Source organism: Mucilaginibacter sp. (assembly GCF_025362475.1).
Classification (GTDB): Bacteria; Bacteroidota; Bacteroidia; order Sphingobacteriales; family Sphingobacteriaceae; genus Mucilaginibacter.
This window is the reverse complement of record NZ_JANYGH010000072.1, coordinates 104,824-121,307: the sequence shown is the minus strand read 5'-3', so window position 1 is coordinate 121,307 and position 16,484 is coordinate 104,824. Positions and strand designations below refer to the sequence as shown.

Annotated in this window: 9 protein-coding genes; 8 read left to right on the top strand and 1 reads right to left on the bottom strand. The window is 41.4% G+C overall.

The window, feature by feature from the left end:
* Positions 1 to 6: 6 nt before the first annotated feature.
* The 8 genes from Q0R88_RS25165 to Q0R88_RS25130 all read left to right on the top strand — a co-directional run bounded on the left by Q0R88_RS25165 (position 7) and on the right by Q0R88_RS25130 (position 12,800).
* Entirely contained in the window at positions 7 to 1,257 is a 1,251-nt protein-coding gene (locus Q0R88_RS25165; RefSeq protein ID WP_295721194.1) for an IPT/TIG domain-containing protein, read from the top strand.
* 244 nt (positions 1,258 to 1,501) lie between these two features.
* On the top strand, positions 1,502 to 2,377 hold the full coding sequence (locus tag Q0R88_RS25160; protein WP_295721193.1) for an AraC family transcriptional regulator: 876 nt from the start codon (positions 1,502 to 1,504) through the stop codon (positions 2,375 to 2,377).
* 36 nt (positions 2,378 to 2,413) lie between these two features.
* Positions 2,414 to 4,156: an alpha-L-arabinofuranosidase gene (locus Q0R88_RS25155; RefSeq protein ID WP_295721192.1), complete on the top strand. Its 1,743-nt coding sequence runs from the start codon at positions 2,414 to 2,416 to the stop codon at positions 4,154 to 4,156.
* Between the two features lie 286 nt (positions 4,157 to 4,442).
* Positions 4,443 to 5,483, top strand: a complete 1,041-nt coding sequence (locus Q0R88_RS25150) for a glycoside hydrolase family 43 protein (RefSeq protein ID WP_295721190.1) — start codon at positions 4,443 to 4,445, stop codon at positions 5,481 to 5,483.
* 156 nt (positions 5,484 to 5,639) lie between these two features.
* The gene (locus Q0R88_RS25145; protein WP_295721189.1) at positions 5,640 to 6,383 is read left to right on the top strand and encodes a hypothetical protein; all 744 of its coding nucleotides are present in this window, start codon (positions 5,640 to 5,642) and stop codon (positions 6,381 to 6,383) included.
* Between the two features lies 1 nt (position 6,384).
* Complete coding sequence (locus tag Q0R88_RS25140) at positions 6,385 to 9,156, top strand: TonB-dependent receptor (protein WP_295721188.1); 2,772 nt, start codon at positions 6,385 to 6,387, stop codon at positions 9,154 to 9,156.
* Positions 9,157 to 9,208: 52 nt separating this feature from the next.
* Entirely contained in the window at positions 9,209 to 10,393 is a 1,185-nt protein-coding gene (locus Q0R88_RS25135) for a DUF4249 domain-containing protein (RefSeq protein ID WP_295721187.1), read from the top strand.
* Positions 10,394 to 10,406: 13 nt separating this feature from the next.
* The gene (locus Q0R88_RS25130; protein ID WP_295721186.1) at positions 10,407 to 12,800 is read left to right on the top strand and encodes a hypothetical protein; all 2,394 of its coding nucleotides are present in this window, start codon (positions 10,407 to 10,409) and stop codon (positions 12,798 to 12,800) included.
* A 57-nt stretch (positions 12,801 to 12,857) separates the two neighbouring features.
* Here the strand turns inward: Q0R88_RS25130 and Q0R88_RS25125 are convergent, their stop codons facing one another.
* On the bottom strand, positions 12,858 to 16,421 hold the full coding sequence (locus Q0R88_RS25125; RefSeq protein ID WP_295721185.1) for a VCBS repeat-containing protein: 3,564 nt from the start codon (positions 16,419 to 16,421) through the stop codon (positions 12,858 to 12,860).
* Positions 16,422 to 16,484: the final 63 nt, after the last annotated feature.

The window sequence follows — 16,484 nt, the reverse complement described above, 5'->3', positions numbered from 1 at the left end:
TTAGTCATGAAACAAGTAATTCTGAAATCAAAAAATATATACTGGATACTGTCGGCTTTGATGGTATTTGGTTTAGCTTCCTGCAAAAAGGAACATAGTAACCTGGTAGGTGGTACCGGTGCACCGGTAATAACATCGGTTGCTACAGCCAATAAATCAAAAACCGATACCCTGATCACCATAACTACTACTTATGATGCTAATGGCGTGGCTACATCAAAAAGCGATACCAATCGTACACATAGTTCAGTTATCGCGTTTGATTCAACCACAACCGAAGGTAAAAAGCAAAACCTGTACGTTATAAAAGGGAAAAACCTGGGCAGTGTAACGCAGGTAAAATTTAATGGCGTTTCGGCATATTTTAACGCTGCCCTGGTATCTGACAATACTATCGTTTTAAGTATTCCCCAGGATATTCCAACCGGGCCAGATCAACCTAATAAATTAACGGTAGTAACATTACATGGCAGTGTTGATTTTTCCTTTACCGTTTTAACGCCGCCGCCAACCGTTTCTAAAGTATCTGATTATAACTTTAGGGCTGGTTCGCAAATCACCTTATCAGGTGTGAGTTTTGCTACGGTAACTGCTATTACCATAAAAGGTACAACCGCGAATGCAACTATTGTAAGTAAAGTAGATACACAACTGGTTATCAAAATGCCTGCAACTACTATCAACAGGGCCAATCTTATATTTACTTATGCATCTGGTACAGCTACGTCATCCCAGGAGTTTGTTGACCTGGATAATGCTTACACTTTTTTCTATAAAGATGCATATCAAAATGGTTGGTCTGATAATTCATGGGCGCATCCATCGGGCTTGTCAACTGCTGCATCACACTCTGGTACTTCATCAATTGTGGCAACTTATCCAGCCGGCGGCTGGCAGATAGAGGGCATGGCTAACTGGTATCCAAGCGTTGATTACTCGCCTGATTATAAATACTTAACCTTTTGGGTTAAAGGGGGTACAGTTACACATACCCTTGTGTTGGTTGGCGATCAGATGGTAGGCGGTTACGGGCAGGTTCAAAACGCCAATGCTTACGCCGCGCAGTTAATAGTTGTACCCGCAAAAGTGTGGACATATTATAAAATTCCGCTTGGGGCACGTACATCAACAAATCCTAACCTGCTTAATTTTTGGGCAAATGGAACTACATCCAAACAGCTTGGTTTCTTCCTGCAAGGCCAAAGTGGCGACGTAAATGAAACCATGTATTTTGATGAGATAGCATTTGTAAAATAATGTTCCCTCTTAATTTATGAATAATACCCTGGTTAAAATAGTTGATTAATTTTTAGGCCATCACTGGTTAAAATCATAGCTGGTGGTGGCTTTTTAATGGTAATTAACATGGAAAAATTAATATTAATGGCTTGCTTATCGCTGTGCCTGGTTGATGTTGGTAGTCAAATAGAATTGCCTTTCCGGTAGCCATTTAAATACCTTGATTAGTAACCTGTTTTGATTCTTGTGATATAAATTATTTATGACAACAAGCAATGTAATGCGTGAGATTACCCCGCTGACGGCCGGCGATTGCTTTACTGTTTTCGCGAAGAGCGATAATAAATTTGACTCGCCGCTTCATTATCATGATGATTACGAGCTGCATTTGATTTTGAATGCAAAAGGTGCAAAGCGGGTAATAGGCGGCCATATGGAGGTAATTGATGATCTTGAACTGGTACTTATTGGCCCCGATCTTTACCACGGCTGGTTTACCAATGAATGTGAGAGTGAAGAAATAACGGAAGTTGTTATTCAGTTTCATAAAGATCTTTTTGATGAGAAATTTTTAAGACGAAACCAACTCAGTTTCTTAAAGGGGATGCTTCAATATGCACCTATGGGAATCATATTTACTCCCGAAACGATTTTATCGGTAAAGGAGAAGATCTTGGCCTTGAATAAAAAAAGCGGGTTCATTTCTGTTTTAGAACTTTTATCTATTCTGCACGAGTTGTCGACAGCGCCTGACATGAAAACGCTGTCGGATCTGAGTTTTATAAATGAGCGGTTTTGCCATAATAGCCGGCGTATTGAAAAAGTGTTTGAGCACATGAACAATAACTATAACCGCCGGGTAACGCTTGCCGAAGCTGCGCGGGTTATTCATATGCCCGAGGCTTCTTTCAGCAGGTTTATAAAAAAAAGTACCGGCAAAACCTTTACCGATAGTTTAAACGAAATAAGATTAGGACACGCCTCCCGGATGCTGGTAGATTCGACAACTACAGTGGCCGAGATAGCCTATCAATGCGGCTTTAATAACATATCAAATTTCAACAGGATATTTAAACGTAAAAAGTCATGTATCCCCAAGGAGTTCAGGGAAACCTACCTGTTTAAATCAGTTTTTTAAGTACCAGTTCTGTTATAATCAATTTAAATATACTAAATGAAAAATATAAAGGCTTGGATAGCTTTGCCCATTATCGCCCTGGCAGGTCTGGTAGCTTGTAAAAAAAACAGCAAAGATACCAGCGTAACATCCGTTGATCAAACAACAACCATAACAGCTCAAAAAGACCCGGCACTCGCAAGCTCCGAAGGCTTTTTTATAGACGATTGGCAACCTAAAACATTTCTTAAACCAGGCACTACAACAAATGTAAGCAAGCCCTCGGGCAATGCCGCGGTTAATGTTACTGTTGATTATAGTAATGTGATTACCAAAGTGCCTGTATCTGTTTATGGTAACAACACCAATCCGTTTATGGGGCAGTTTGTTACCGAGCCTGTATTGTTGAAATATATCAATGACCTGGCACCGCGTTTTTTGAGGTTTCCGGGTGGTGGTTTATCTGATATTTATTTCTGGAACGGCACTCCCGGTAATCCTCCGGCAGATGCTCCCCATCAACTTTTGGACGCGGGGGGCAATGCCGGTACAGCAGGTTATTGGTTTGGCAATAATACAGAGTCATGGACTTTTACCCTTGATAATTATTACAAAGCCCTCAATCAAACACATAGCAAAGGTATTATCACCATTAATTATGGTTATGCCCGTTATGGAACCAGCGCGCATCCGGATCGGGTGGCCGCGCATCTGGCGGCCGATTGGGTGCGTTATGATAAAGGCAGAACCCGCTACTGGGAAATAGGTAATGAAAACTTTGGTACTTTCGAAACCGGGTATTGGATTGATCAGTCGCTGAATAAAGATGGGCAGCCAGCCAAGCTTACCGGCGCACTATACGGTCTGCATTTTAAAGTGTTTGCCGATTCGATGCGCAAAGCCGCATTGGAAGTTGGGGCTGAGATAAAAATTGGAGCAGTATTGACCGAAACAGCTGCATCCGCATCAAACGCTATTCCCGGCTGGAATGCTGGAGTAATAGCAGGGGCAGGGAGTACTGCCGATTTCTATATTGTGCATAATTACTATACGCCATATAACGCTAACGTATCTGCATCGGCTATACTGGCTACACCACAGCCGGTTACATCATCTATAATGCAGTTTGTAACCAGTCAAGTAACCGGCGCTGGGGCCAAACAATTACCTATTGCGTTTGATGAATGGAATATACAGGCTATGGGCGGAACTCAAAACACTTCAAATATTGCGGGCATCCATGCGGCCATGACCGAAGGCGAGATCATCAAAAATAAATTTGGACAGGCCAGCCGCTGGGACTTGGCAAATGGCTGGAGTAGTGGTGATGATCAGGGAATGTTTAACAATCCTTTTAATAAAGATAATGAGCCGGATGCCGATAGGTGGAACCCGCGACCTGCCTTTTATTATATGTACTTTTTTCAGCAGTTTTTTGGCGACAGGATGGTGGCCTCAACGGTTGAGGGCTCTGCTGATATTTTTAGTTACGCGTCGTCATTTACATCGGGCGAAGCTGGAGTGATCCTGGTGAACAGGTCAAAAACAGCTACTCGGGTAAACGTTAAAATATCCAATTTCGCGGCAGGTACATCCTACTACTTTTATACCCTAAACGGCGGAACGGATAATGGCGATTTCTCTCGCAAGGTATATGTAAACGGAGTAGGCCCCGCAGGTGCATCGGGTGGCCCTGCAAATTATCTTACTGTTCCGGCTGGTTTGGCGCCTATTGATGGTGGAATAAATGTTACTGTTCCGGCATATGGGGCAGTTTTTTTAGTGGCCGATAAAAAGTAGCCCTGTTGTACTGTGAGTATTCCAAACGATATATAGCAAACACCATCTAAAATCAATAAATTTTATTCAATACCCCTGATTGTTAAATTGTGGCAGTGTTTTGATTACGACATCACTCGTCGTAATCAAAATTATTGCTTCTTATCCCCAAGCCTGTTGGTAACAACCTCCTCTATAACCTGGTCCCTGTAACAGGCTATAAAAAAGCATCGGCAACCCCTATAAAACTCAAGAAGGAATGTGCCCGGATCATTACAATAAATAAAATGTATCCTATATTTAGGCGATGAAAAACGTGATAAAAACCTGCATCATTCTATTGCTGATTACCAAAGCCGCATTTGCCCAGCAAAAAACCTTTACCAATCCCCTGTTGCCATCTGGTGCCGATCCCTGGGTTATTTATAAGGATGGCTTTTATTATTATACCAATTCATTAGGGAACAGGCTTGCTATATGGAAAACAAAGGATTTGACGCAATTGAACTTAGCCGAGAAAAAAACGGTATGGCTGCCGCCGCCGGGTGGTAGCTATTCAAAAGAATTGTGGGCACCCGAACTTCATTTTTTTAAAGGTAAATGGTATATGTATTTTGCTGCAGATGATGGCAATAACAATAATCACCGCATTTATGTGATTGAAAACTCCGCTGCTGATCCTTTACAAGGCAATTGGGTTTTTAAAGGGCAGGTAGGTGACGAAACCAATAAATGGGCTATTGATGCTTCGGTATTTGAAAACAACGGGCAACTGTATATGATATGGGCCGGATGGGAGGGCGATGTTAATGAACAACAGAATATTTACATCGCTAAAATGAAGGATCCTTATACCATAAATGGTTCGCGGGTGAAAATATCAAGTCCGGTTTATGACTGGGAAAAGTATGGTGATTTGGGTGCAGCCTCAAACCCGCCACATGTAAATGTAAATGAGGGTCCTGAAATATTAAAGCACAAGGATAAATTGTTCCTGGTATACTCTGCCAGCGGCTGCTGGACAGATTATTACGCCCTGGGCATGCTTACTGCATCAAAAAATAGTGATCTGATGGACCCTTCCTCATGGAAAAAATCAGCTCAGCCGGTATTTAAGCAATCTCCGGAAAATGGCGTTTATGCGCCCGGTCATAATTCTTTTTTCAAATCTCCCGATGGTACCGAGGATTGGATACTTTATCATGCCAACTCAAAACCAGGGCAGGGTTGCGGTAATGACCGCTCGCCACGGGCACAAAAATTCAGCTGGAAAAAAGATGGATCACCTGATTTTGGGATACCTTTAAAGGAGAATACTGTTATAGCTGCACCCTCAGAAAAACAATAGTAAATTATATTTTATGATTCAAAAACGATAAAAATATCAACGTAATAATAAGTATTGTAACAAATTTGTTATATTATAATTTGATAGGCTGCCAAATTGTTGAAAATTTGCTTTGCTGGTTAAAATTTGTTTAATTACTGAATAAATATTAACTGCATGCCTAAACGATATCCTGCCAAAATAATATGTTGTTTTGTACTGGTCCTGTTATGCAAAACCACATTCGCACAAGCTGATGTCGATAGTGCAGTTTATGATGCTGCAGTTACCAATGTAGTCAATCGTTTTTACCAGGGTGTTGGTGAACAATCCCGCCTTTATAACGGCCTGGTTTATGATTCATATGACTCCTCCATAAAAGGCAATGCCTACCTGGATGATATTGACGGGTGGAGGAGCGGCTCGGTTGCCTATGACGGGCAGACCTTTGAAAACGTACCCATGATTTATGATTTGTATACCGACCAGCTGGTTGTATTATTATATAATCATGCTTCTCCATTCGCTTTAATACCCAATAAAGTTTCCAGCTTTGATCTTCACGCACGTCATTTTATTAGAGTGGCAGGCACCAATACCGGTATTAAAAGCGGTTTTTATGAACAGTTATATGGCGGCCGGTCGCAGGCTTTGAAAAAAGTAGAAAAAGTGATTAAATCCACTTCGGCGTCAACTGGAAGGGAGCGGTATTTTACCTTATTAAATGAAACTCCTGATTACTTTATTAAAAAAGGCAATACTTATTATAAGGTGAATAGCCAGGGCGCTGTGTTGAATTTGTTTGTTGATAAAAAGAAAGAACTTAAGCAATATATTAAGGATAAGCATATACAGTTTGATGGTCTTTTTGAGTTAGCGCTCACCTCAGTTGCAAAGTATTATGATAGCTTAACCAATTAATATGAAAAAAATCTACTTTACTATTATTCTTTTCTTAACGGTTAAATTATTACATGCACAGGGTATTTCAAAAACCATAAGCGTTAACTTTCAGCAGGCCACGGTTGAACAATTTGCAACTGAGCTTGAAGTAAAAAGCGACTACCATTTTTATTATGACCGTACACAATTTGATAGCTTAAAAATAACATTGCAGGCAAATGATCAGCCTTTAAATAATATACTCAGCCTGGCATTCCACAATACTGTTTATCATTATGCAATAGTCGCATCCAAAATGCAGGTTTTTTTAACCCGCGAAAAGGAGATCCTGACGCAACCGGCTGCCGGCTATTTTAATATTAAACCAGGGCAGGCACAGCCGGTTGTTTCATCGCCGGTAATTGACTTTACAACAACTCCTGTTAAAAAACCGGTAATTGAATCAACATTAGAAAATAAGTTATATGAAATAGGTATAAAAACCAATGATATAAAAGCCGGTAAGGCAACTATATCGGGGTATGTAAAAAGCGGTAAATCTGGCGGGGCTATAGCCGGGGCAAGCATTTATGTAAGCAATTCAAGCCTGGGTGTAACAACGGATCAGTTTGGCTATTATACCCTTGCATTACCTCGCGGCAAGCAACTTTTAATAGTTAAAGGGATAGGCATGAAAGATGCCCGGCGGCAAATTATGTTGTATACCGATGGGGAGCTTAATATTGAATTACAAGACCAGGTAACCAGCTTAAAGGAGGTAAAAATATCGGCCGATAAAGTAGCTAACGTGCGCAGTACCGAAATGGCGGTGAGCCGGCTGGATATTAAAAGCATAAAGCAGGTACCCGCGGTTTTTGGGGAAGCCGATGTTTTACGTATTGTATTAACCCTGCCGGGAGTGCAAACAGTAGGCGAGGCCACTACAGGCTTCAACGTTAGAGGAGGCGCTGCCGATCAAAACCTCATATTGCTTGATGATAAAACAATTTATAACCCTGCCCACTTTTTTGGTTTCTTTGCGGCCTTTAACCCCGATATTGTAAAGGGGATTGAGTTGTATAAAAGCACCATACCGGAAAAGTTTGGCGGTCGCTTATCGTCGGTGCTTGAGGTAACCAATAGGGAGGGCAACAAAAAAGTGTTTACCGGTTCGGCAGGCATAGGCTTGCTTACCAGCAGGCTTAATGTTGAAGGACCAATTGTAAAGGATAAAACATCATTCATATTTGGCGGCCGTACCAGCTATTCAGATTGGTTGCTGAAGTTATTACCCCAGGCGTATAAACATAGTCATGCTTCATTTTATGATCTTAACCTTGATCTTAGCCACCAGGTAAATAAGGATAATAACATTTATGTATCCACTTATATCAGCAGTGATAATTTCAGGTTAAACAGTGATACTACTTACAGCTATAGTAATAGAAATGCCAACATAAAATGGAAGCACAACTTTAACAGTAAGCTGTACAGTTTGTTAACCGTAGGTTACGATGGTTATAAATATGATATTGCAAGCAGTGCAAACCCAGTAAATGCCTACAAACTTAAATTTGGCATCAACCAAACCAATTTAAAAGCCGATTTTACCTATTACCTTAACAGGAATAATACCCTTGATTTTGGTTTAAGCTCCATTTATTATAAGCTAAACCCCGGCAGCGAAACGCCAAATAACGCATCCTCATTAATAGTGCCCGATAAGGTGGCTGATGAACAGGCTCTGGAAAGCGCTATTTACCTGGGCGATAAATATGATATAACACCAGATTTTACGATAAGCGCGGGCATCAGGTATTCGCTGTTTAATTACCTTGGCGCGCAAACCATTCGTAATTACGCGCCGGGCCTGCCGCGCACTCCTTTAAATGTGGTTGATAGTACAAACTATGGCGGTGGTAAGGTAATTAAAACCTATTCGCGGCCCGAAATCAGGATATCAGCGCGCTATAATATAGATGATAACCTGTCGTTAAAGGCCAGTTATAACACACTTGCGCAATATATTCACCAGCTATCAAACACAACTGCCATATCGCCCATTGACATTTATAAACTGAGCGACCCTAATATCAAACCCCAATATGGCAGCCAGGTATCATTTGGCGTATTTAAAAATGCGAAGCAAAATACCATTGAAACATCGGTTGAGGTATACTATAAGCATATTGACAATTACCTTGATTATAAAAGCGGTGCCAAGTTGATAATGAGCCATGCTGTTGAGCAGGAGGTATTAAACACCCAGGGAAAAGCTTATGGTGTTGAACTTTCTGTACGTAAAACAACCGGTAAGTTAAACGGATGGATTAATTATACCTACTCGCGCACATTTTTAAAGCAGGATGATGCTATTGCCGGCCAATTAATAAATGGAGGTGCATACTACCCGGCTAATTACGATAAGCCCCATAGCTTTAACTTTACGGGTAATTACCGCATTACGCACCGTTACAGCGTTTCGCTGGATGTAACTTATAGTACAGGCCGGCCTATTACGCTGCCTATTGCCAAGTATTACTCAAACGGCGCCGAGCGTGTTTTTTACTCAGGCAGGAACGAATACCGGATCCCTGATTATTTCAGGTCCGATTTTTCTATCAATATAGATGGCAATCATAAAGTTCATCAAACTTTCCATAACTCATGGACGGTGGGTGTGTACAATTTAACCGGACGGCAAAACGCGTATTCAACATTTTTTCAGCAGCAGGGCGGAGTTATCAATTCATACCAACTCTCCATTTTTGCCCGGCCGATACCGTTTATAAATTATAATATCCGGTTTTAATGTTGATACTAAAATATAAAAACTGATAAAAAAAGGATTTTGAATGAGTGCGATGAAGAAAATATTATACATTTTATTTGTGCTGGCAGGAGCAACAGCTTGTAAAAAGCAGCTCAACATTGCGCCTTCGGCTAAAGTAACCAGTTACCTGGTTGTTGATGGCAATATCTCGTCTGGCGATTCTACTACTATAACCCTGCGCCGTACGGTAAACCTGGATAGTAATTCAAGGGCTAACCCCGAGCTGGGCGCTACAGTAGCAGTTGAAAGTGCTGGCGGTGCAAGTTATAAGTTGAATAGTAAAGGCGGTGGAGTTTATGTATCTGCACCTTTAAACTTATCGTCCGGCGAAAAATACAGTCTTAAAATTACCACGTCAAATGGTGGTAAATATGCTTCGGATTTTGTACAGGTAAAAAATTCGCCCCCAATTGATAGTGTAAGGACTGCTATAAAGAATGATGGTCTGCAAATAAGTGTTGATACCCATGATGCGAGTAATAATAGCAAATATTACAGGTGGGAGTATACGGAAACCTACCAGATCCAAAGTGCATTTGAATCGCAGATTATTGTAGTTAAAAACGATTCACCGCCACCACCAGATATTCAGACTCCCAGAACTCCCGAAAAAAAAGTATACAATTGCTGGGTAAGCGATACATCTAACTCCATAATTACAGGGTCATCGGCAAAGCTTGCCGCGGATAAAATAAGCGATGCACCTATGGCGCTAATTACAGCCAATTCAGAAAAGCTTCGCCTCAGGTATAGCATATTGGTAAAGCAGTATGTAATCACGGCCGAGGCCTTTAATTATTTTGAGCTTTTAAAGAAAAACACCGAGCAGATAGGAGGGATTTTCGATCCCCAACCATCGGAGTTAACAGGTAACCTGCATTGCCTTAGTAACCCTAATGAGCCTGTTATCGGTTTTGTGACCGTGGGCCAGGTGGCGCAAAAAAGAATTTTTGTTGATAAGGCTAATCTTCCCGGAAACTGGGTGCCCGAAACTCCATATGGCAGCTGTCAGTTAAATACACTGCTATACGCGCGCAAGGTAACAAGTACTATTCCAACAATTCCACCAATATATGTCAATGAAGTAAATGATCTGATTTATGGGGGCTTTCAGTTAGCGGTTGATTATGCTCCGGGAGGGTACCTGGCATCAACACCATTATGTGTGGATTGTACATTACGGGGAACAAATAAAAAACCATCGTTTTGGAAATAAAAAATTATAAGCTATGAGAAAAATCAGTGTTGTTTTTTTCGCATTCGCGATGTTGACCTTAACCAAATCGTTTGGACAGGTATTGCCCGATGTGCAGAATAGCTTTAAAGAGTATACCTCAAATACCCTGCAGGAAAAGCTGTATGTACATACCGATAAAAACGGCTATACCGCAGGTGAATTGCTGTGGTTTAAGGTATACAACGTAGATGGCATTTTTATGAAGCCGCTTAACCTAAGTAAAGTTGTGTATGTAGAGGTGCTTGACGAAAAACAGAACCCTGTTTTGCAAACTAAAATAGCCATGAAGGATGGTGCCGGAAGTGGCTCTTTATATATCCCGGTTAACTTATCAACAGGTAATTTTGTGTTGAGGGCTTATACCAGCTGGATGAAAAATTTTACTCCCGATTACTATTATTCAAAAAAACTAATCATCATCAACCCGCTGAAAAGTCCGGATAAAGCAGATAAGAAAGCATTGCCAGCCTATGATGTTCAGTTTTTTCCGGAAGGTGGTAATTTGGTTAACGGTATTACAAGTATAATAGGCGTAAAGGCCGCAGACCAATGGGGTAAAAGTGTAGATTTTAAAGGAGCGATTTTAAATCAGAGGAACGACACCTTAGTGAGGTTTCAACCTCTTAAATTTGGTATTGGCCATTTTACTTTCAAGCCCGAAAATGGTGTGGCATACCATACTATTATAAACATTGCCGGTAAAGTAATCCAAAAAGAGCTGCCGCCGGTTTACGCCAATGGTTACGTAATGAATTTAAAAGATAATGGCAATGGTCAGTTAGCGGTTACAGTGCGTACAAACTTGCCATCAAAAAGTATTTACTTGTTTGCCCATACCCGGAACGTGATCAAGCTTGTTGAAACCGAGGTTAATGATAATGGCACAGCTACATTCACCATTGATAAGAATAAACTGGGCGAGGGTATATCACAAATTACCATTTTTGATGCCGATAAAAAGCCTGTTTGCGAACGCCTATATTTCAAGCGCCCAACTAAAAATATGGCTATTGAAGCCAATACGGACGCGCTGCAATATACTATCCGCAAAAAAGTTGCTGTTGCTATAAGTGCAAAGGATCAGGGCAATAAGCCTGTGGCTGCTGATTTGTCATTATCAGTCTATAGGCTGGATTCTTTACAACATAATGATCAGGAAAATATACTAAGCTATTTATGGCTAAGATCTGATCTGAAAGGAAATATTGAATTGCCCGGGTACTATTTTAAAAACACCAATGCCACGGCAGATGAGGCTTTAGATAACCTGATGCTTACACAAGGCTGGAGAAATTTTGCCTGGAATGATGTATTGAGTAAAAAAGCGCCGGTATTTAACTTTTTACCAGAGCTTAACGGGCCCATTATTACGGCTAAGATCACTAATAAATTAAATGAGCAACCAGGAAAAGATATTGTTGCTTATTTGGGTATACCGGGCAAACATATACAACTATACTCGGCAAAAAGCGATGCCCGTGGCCGGCTGATCTTTAACATGAAAGAGTTTTATGGGCAAAATGAGGTTGTTGCTGAAACCAATACTACTATTGACACCAATTACAGGATTGATATTTTAACTCCATTTTCTGAACGGTTTGCTCCTATAGCATTACCGCGCCTGGATGTGACCCCTGCTATGCAAACAACATTTGAAGATCAAACCATAGCCATGCAGGTGCAGAATATTTACAACGGTCCGCGGATGAAACAGTTTAACGAGCCATATGTAGATACCAGCGCATTTTATGGCCCACCGTTTAAAACTTATCTTTTAGATAATTACACCCGATTTACAACTATTGAAGAGGTAATGCGCGAGTATATCAGGGAAGTTAACGTATTTTATACGCGTAACCAGTTTAGGGTAAGGGTAGTTAGCGGGATTGGTTTCCTGGGCGAAGAAGACCCCATGGTGCTGATTGATGGTGTGCCATTTTTTAATATGAATAAAGTATTTGCTGTTGATCCGCTTAAAATTCGTAAGCTGGAGGATGTGCCTTTTAATTACTCCCTGGGTGCATCTTATGAAAAAGGGATACTAAGCCTCACAAGCTATAAAGGCGACCTTGGTGGTGCCGAAATAGACCCGCACGCGGTGGTGTTGGATTATGAAGGATTGCAGCAGCAGCGCCAATTTTATTCACCTGCGTATGATACCGATGAGCAAGCTGCAAGTCATATGCCCGATTTTAGGAACGTGTTGTATTGGGCTCCATCGGTAAATACAAGTGCTGCCGGTAAAAAGCAGGTGTCGTTTTATACTTCAGATCAACCGGGTAAATATATTGGCGTGATAGAAGGTATAAGCTCTAACGGCGAAGCCGGCAGCCAAACCTTTAGTTTTGAGGTTACACCCGGTTATTCAACACAGGTAAATAAATAAAATTGTTTTGATAAGATATTTAAATGGCGGAATTTTAATAAAACTCCGCCATTTGTATTAATTAGTCAAATCTCTTTTTTTGCCAGTATAGCCGGTTATGGTGATCTTTGCAACATCGGCATCAACCTCCAAATTACGTGAGGACTGCGATAGATAAGTAGAACCATAGTAAAACTCCACCCGTTTTTTGCTGTTGTTTTTATAAGTAATATCAGCATAAAAATCATCCGGTTTAAGTTTAATTAATTTCTTCGGCTTGGAGATATTTCCTGTTTGTTTATAAACTTTCAGGCTGTCCTGGTTTTGTGTAGCAACAAAAACCTCACCTCCATTTGCCGATTGCACTGAAGCTAATCCTTTAGCATCTCCATTAATAAATAAACCGCTTTGGGCTATGGATAGGGGGGCAAAGCCGCCTTTACCATTACCTTTCATATACAAGCCCATAAAGGCGTCATGGCGGCCGGTAAAAGGCTCCATGCCGAAATCATTGCCAACCATTATCAAGTCGAGGTTACCATCCTGGTCAACATCTTTAGCTACCATACCGTAAACCGGGGCCATTTGGGTAGCCAAAGGCATCGCGCTTATTTGGAATTTTCCGTTTCCTTTATTTTCGATAAAGCTGGTGTTCATATCGGTAGCTTTCATGATCACCGCGTTTTCTTTATCCTTATCGCTCCAAAGGTCATCCATGGTGGCGTGACCAAAGCCCCGGTAGCTCGGGTATTTTTTACGGATAGAAATAAGCTGACTAATTAAATCATCGCGGGTGTGCATCGGGAATGGTTTTTGCGAACCATCTTCGGCTTTCATATAGCAAAATATCATGGCATCAAATGAGCCGTTACCATCAAGGTCTTTCCCCATAATGGTCATAGGTTGCGTAAATGATGCTTTATAGTTGGAGTTTTGACCCAGGTTTCCCGCTATGTAGTCAATATTGCCATCATTATTAAAATCGCCGGCCACTATACTATTCCACCAGCCCACATGAGTGTCAATACCCGATTTTATTTTTTTAAAGCCGCTTCCATCGCCTTTGTAGAAGGTGATCGGCATCCACTCGCCAACTACAATCAAATCAACCTTGCCGTCCTTATCAAAATCTGTCCATAAAGCATCAGTGATCATTCCGCCGTGTACCAGGTCGGGGCAAAGCTGTGCCGTTACATCTGTAAATTTACCGCCATCGTTCCTGTATAAATGGCTCGCCGGTGATGATGGATATGCGCCAGAAACTGAACGCCCGCCAACAAACAGGTCGAGGTCGCCATCATGGTCAAAATCTGCAGCGCGAACGCAGGAACCGTTATCATACTCTACTGGTACAGCTCCAAAGCTTTTGCTAAACTGCCCTTTGCCGTTGTTAATGTACAAGCGGTCCTGTGCTGATGTATGGTCTTTGGGGAATTCATAACTACCACTCACCACATACAGGTCAAGGAAACCATCGTTATTGGCATCAAACAGAAGTGCGCCCATATCTTCTTCTTCCTTAAAGCTATCGTTTAAAAAACGCTTGCCGTCCATAGTAAATTTGCCATCACTACCCTGCATAAAAAATACACCCTTGTTGCCGGCAGATCCACCGATGTAAAAATCATCATAACCGTTATTATCAATATCGCCTACAGCAACCGATGGCCCGTACTGGCTTAGTTTATGAGGTAAAGTTGGCTGAATGTTGTAGTCAATCGCATCTTTTTCCTGGTGTATATATTTTATACCGAGTTGATTTTCAGCTGATTTAAAAACAGGTTTGGCATTAACCGGTATCCCCGCCGGGTAGCTGCCCGTGCTGTTTTTATATTGCAAAGTAAGGGTTTGGTTGACCTTAATGTTTTCAATTAATTGTGTTTTACCATCGGCCCAGCGGATGCGCAGCGAATCAACTTTATTTGCAGTGCCAATACCAAAATGTGCTTTGGCATCGTCGGTACTCATATACCCCCGGCAGGGCTGCTGGTCATAAAACTGCTGCTTACCCTGGTAATATACCCTAATAGTAGCACCTATGCCTCCAATATTTTTGGTATCGCCCTGTAAGGCAACTGTTAAGTAATTATGGGCTTGGGCTACCTGTGTTTTACTGTTCAGGGTATTTTCGTAAATAAAGGCATCGTCGTCAATATTGTTGATCATTAGGTCAAGATCGCCGTCGTTATCCAGATCGGCATAAACACCGCCTGTTGAAAAGGTTGGCTTAACTATGCCCCAGTCTTTTGACTGATCTGCAAACATATAACCACCCTGATTTTTAAAAGCGTAGCTGGCTGTTTTAACAACGGGAAATGAATCGGCAGCGGCCAATGTTCTGTTTTCCTTAACCGTGCGGCCCTGGTCATTGCTGTAAAGTGCGTGGTCAAGGTCGGTAACATCGCGTGGGTATCCATTTGTGATCACCATATCCCGGTAGCCATCGTTATCAAAATCAGCTACCAACGGTGTCCAGCTCCAATCGGTTTGATAAACGCCTGCCATGTAGGCAACATCGCTAAATTGAGGATGACCTAAAGGCGTTTGTCCCTGGTTTAATTGCAGCACATTACGAATGTATTGGTGCTCATATTTAAATTTTGTATTGTTGATGTAGGTGATATAGTTATCACCCATCAGCATTGTTTTTTTGCGCACGTTTTCTTCAGGAAGCATCTCTAATGATACCAGGTCGGGGAGGCCATCGTTGTTGATATCTACCATATCTGACCCCATTACCGACCAACCCGTATGCTTAAAATATTCGCCTGCGCGGTTGGTAAATGTTCCGTTTTTGTTGTTGATATATAACAGATCGTTCGATATAAAATCGTTACCCACATAAATATCCGGCCAGCCATCGTTGTTGATATCAGTAATAGATACAGAGTTGCCAAAACCTTCCATCAAAATGCCAGCCTCTTTGGTAACATTGGTAAATGTGCCATTGCCATTGTTGCGGTATAGCCGATCGTTGTTCTCGGCGCTGCCATCACTTAGTTTGGGGCGATAGGCAACCGGTGTTGTTTTACCCAAAAAGTTGGTAAGCAGGTACATATCCAGGTCGCCATCATGGTCGTAGTCAAAAAATATGGCCTGTGTGCTGTAACCATCGTCATCCAGGCCGTAAGCCTTTGCTTCATCCTTAAAAGTTGGAATGCCGTCTTTATTATTTCCCTGGTTTATATAAAGCATATTGCGGCGCTGTTCGGGGTTCGATTTGAAAGATGCGCACACATAAATATCCTGTTTTCCATCGTTGTTGATATCTATTACCGATACGCCTGCGCTCCATTTACCTTCGCCATTTACCCCTGCAATATCAGTAACATCGTTAAATTTCAGGTCGCCTTTGTTAATGTATAATTTGTTGGCAACCATATTACCGGCAAAATAAACATCGGGCAGGCCATCATTATTAAAATCACCTATTCCTACACCTGCACCATTGTATAAATAAGGATGATTCAGGATGTTGATACTGTCACTGGGGGTTAAAGTGTTTTTGAATTTGATGCCGGTTTGAGATGGATCCAACAGTTTAAAAAGGGTAGAGCCGCCCTGTTTGCGCGAACAACCCTGGGCCAAAAAAAGGAATAGTATTATAAACAGTTTAAACTGGATTGGTAAACTTTTTATCATGAAATTATCGCTACTAATTGAATATTGGTTTATGCTATGGTTAAGCTTTAACTTACTGGTGAT

What these genes read in the sequence shown, in the direction of transcription:
- Q0R88_RS25165 (WP_295721194.1), top strand. Translation starts at nt 7, where the DNA reads ATGAAACAAGTAATTCTGAAATCAAAAAATATATACTGGATACTGTCG.
- Q0R88_RS25160 (WP_295721193.1), top strand. Translation starts at nt 1,502, where the DNA reads ATGACAACAAGCAATGTAATGCGTGAGATTACCCCGCTGACGGCCGGC.
- Q0R88_RS25155 (WP_295721192.1), top strand. Translation starts at nt 2,414, where the DNA reads ATGAAAAATATAAAGGCTTGGATAGCTTTGCCCATTATCGCCCTGGCA.
- Q0R88_RS25150 (WP_295721190.1), top strand. Translation starts at nt 4,443, where the DNA reads ATGAAAAACGTGATAAAAACCTGCATCATTCTATTGCTGATTACCAAA.
- Q0R88_RS25145 (WP_295721189.1), top strand. Translation starts at nt 5,640, where the DNA reads ATGCCTAAACGATATCCTGCCAAAATAATATGTTGTTTTGTACTGGTC.
- Q0R88_RS25140 (WP_295721188.1), top strand. Translation starts at nt 6,385, where the DNA reads ATGAAAAAAATCTACTTTACTATTATTCTTTTCTTAACGGTTAAATTA.
- Q0R88_RS25135 (WP_295721187.1), top strand. Translation starts at nt 9,209, where the DNA reads ATGAAGAAAATATTATACATTTTATTTGTGCTGGCAGGAGCAACAGCT.
- Q0R88_RS25130 (WP_295721186.1), top strand. Translation starts at nt 10,407, where the DNA reads ATGAGAAAAATCAGTGTTGTTTTTTTCGCATTCGCGATGTTGACCTTA.
- Q0R88_RS25125 (WP_295721185.1), bottom strand. Translation starts at nt 16,421, where the DNA reads ATGATAAAAAGTTTACCAATCCAGTTTAAACTGTTTATAATACTATTC.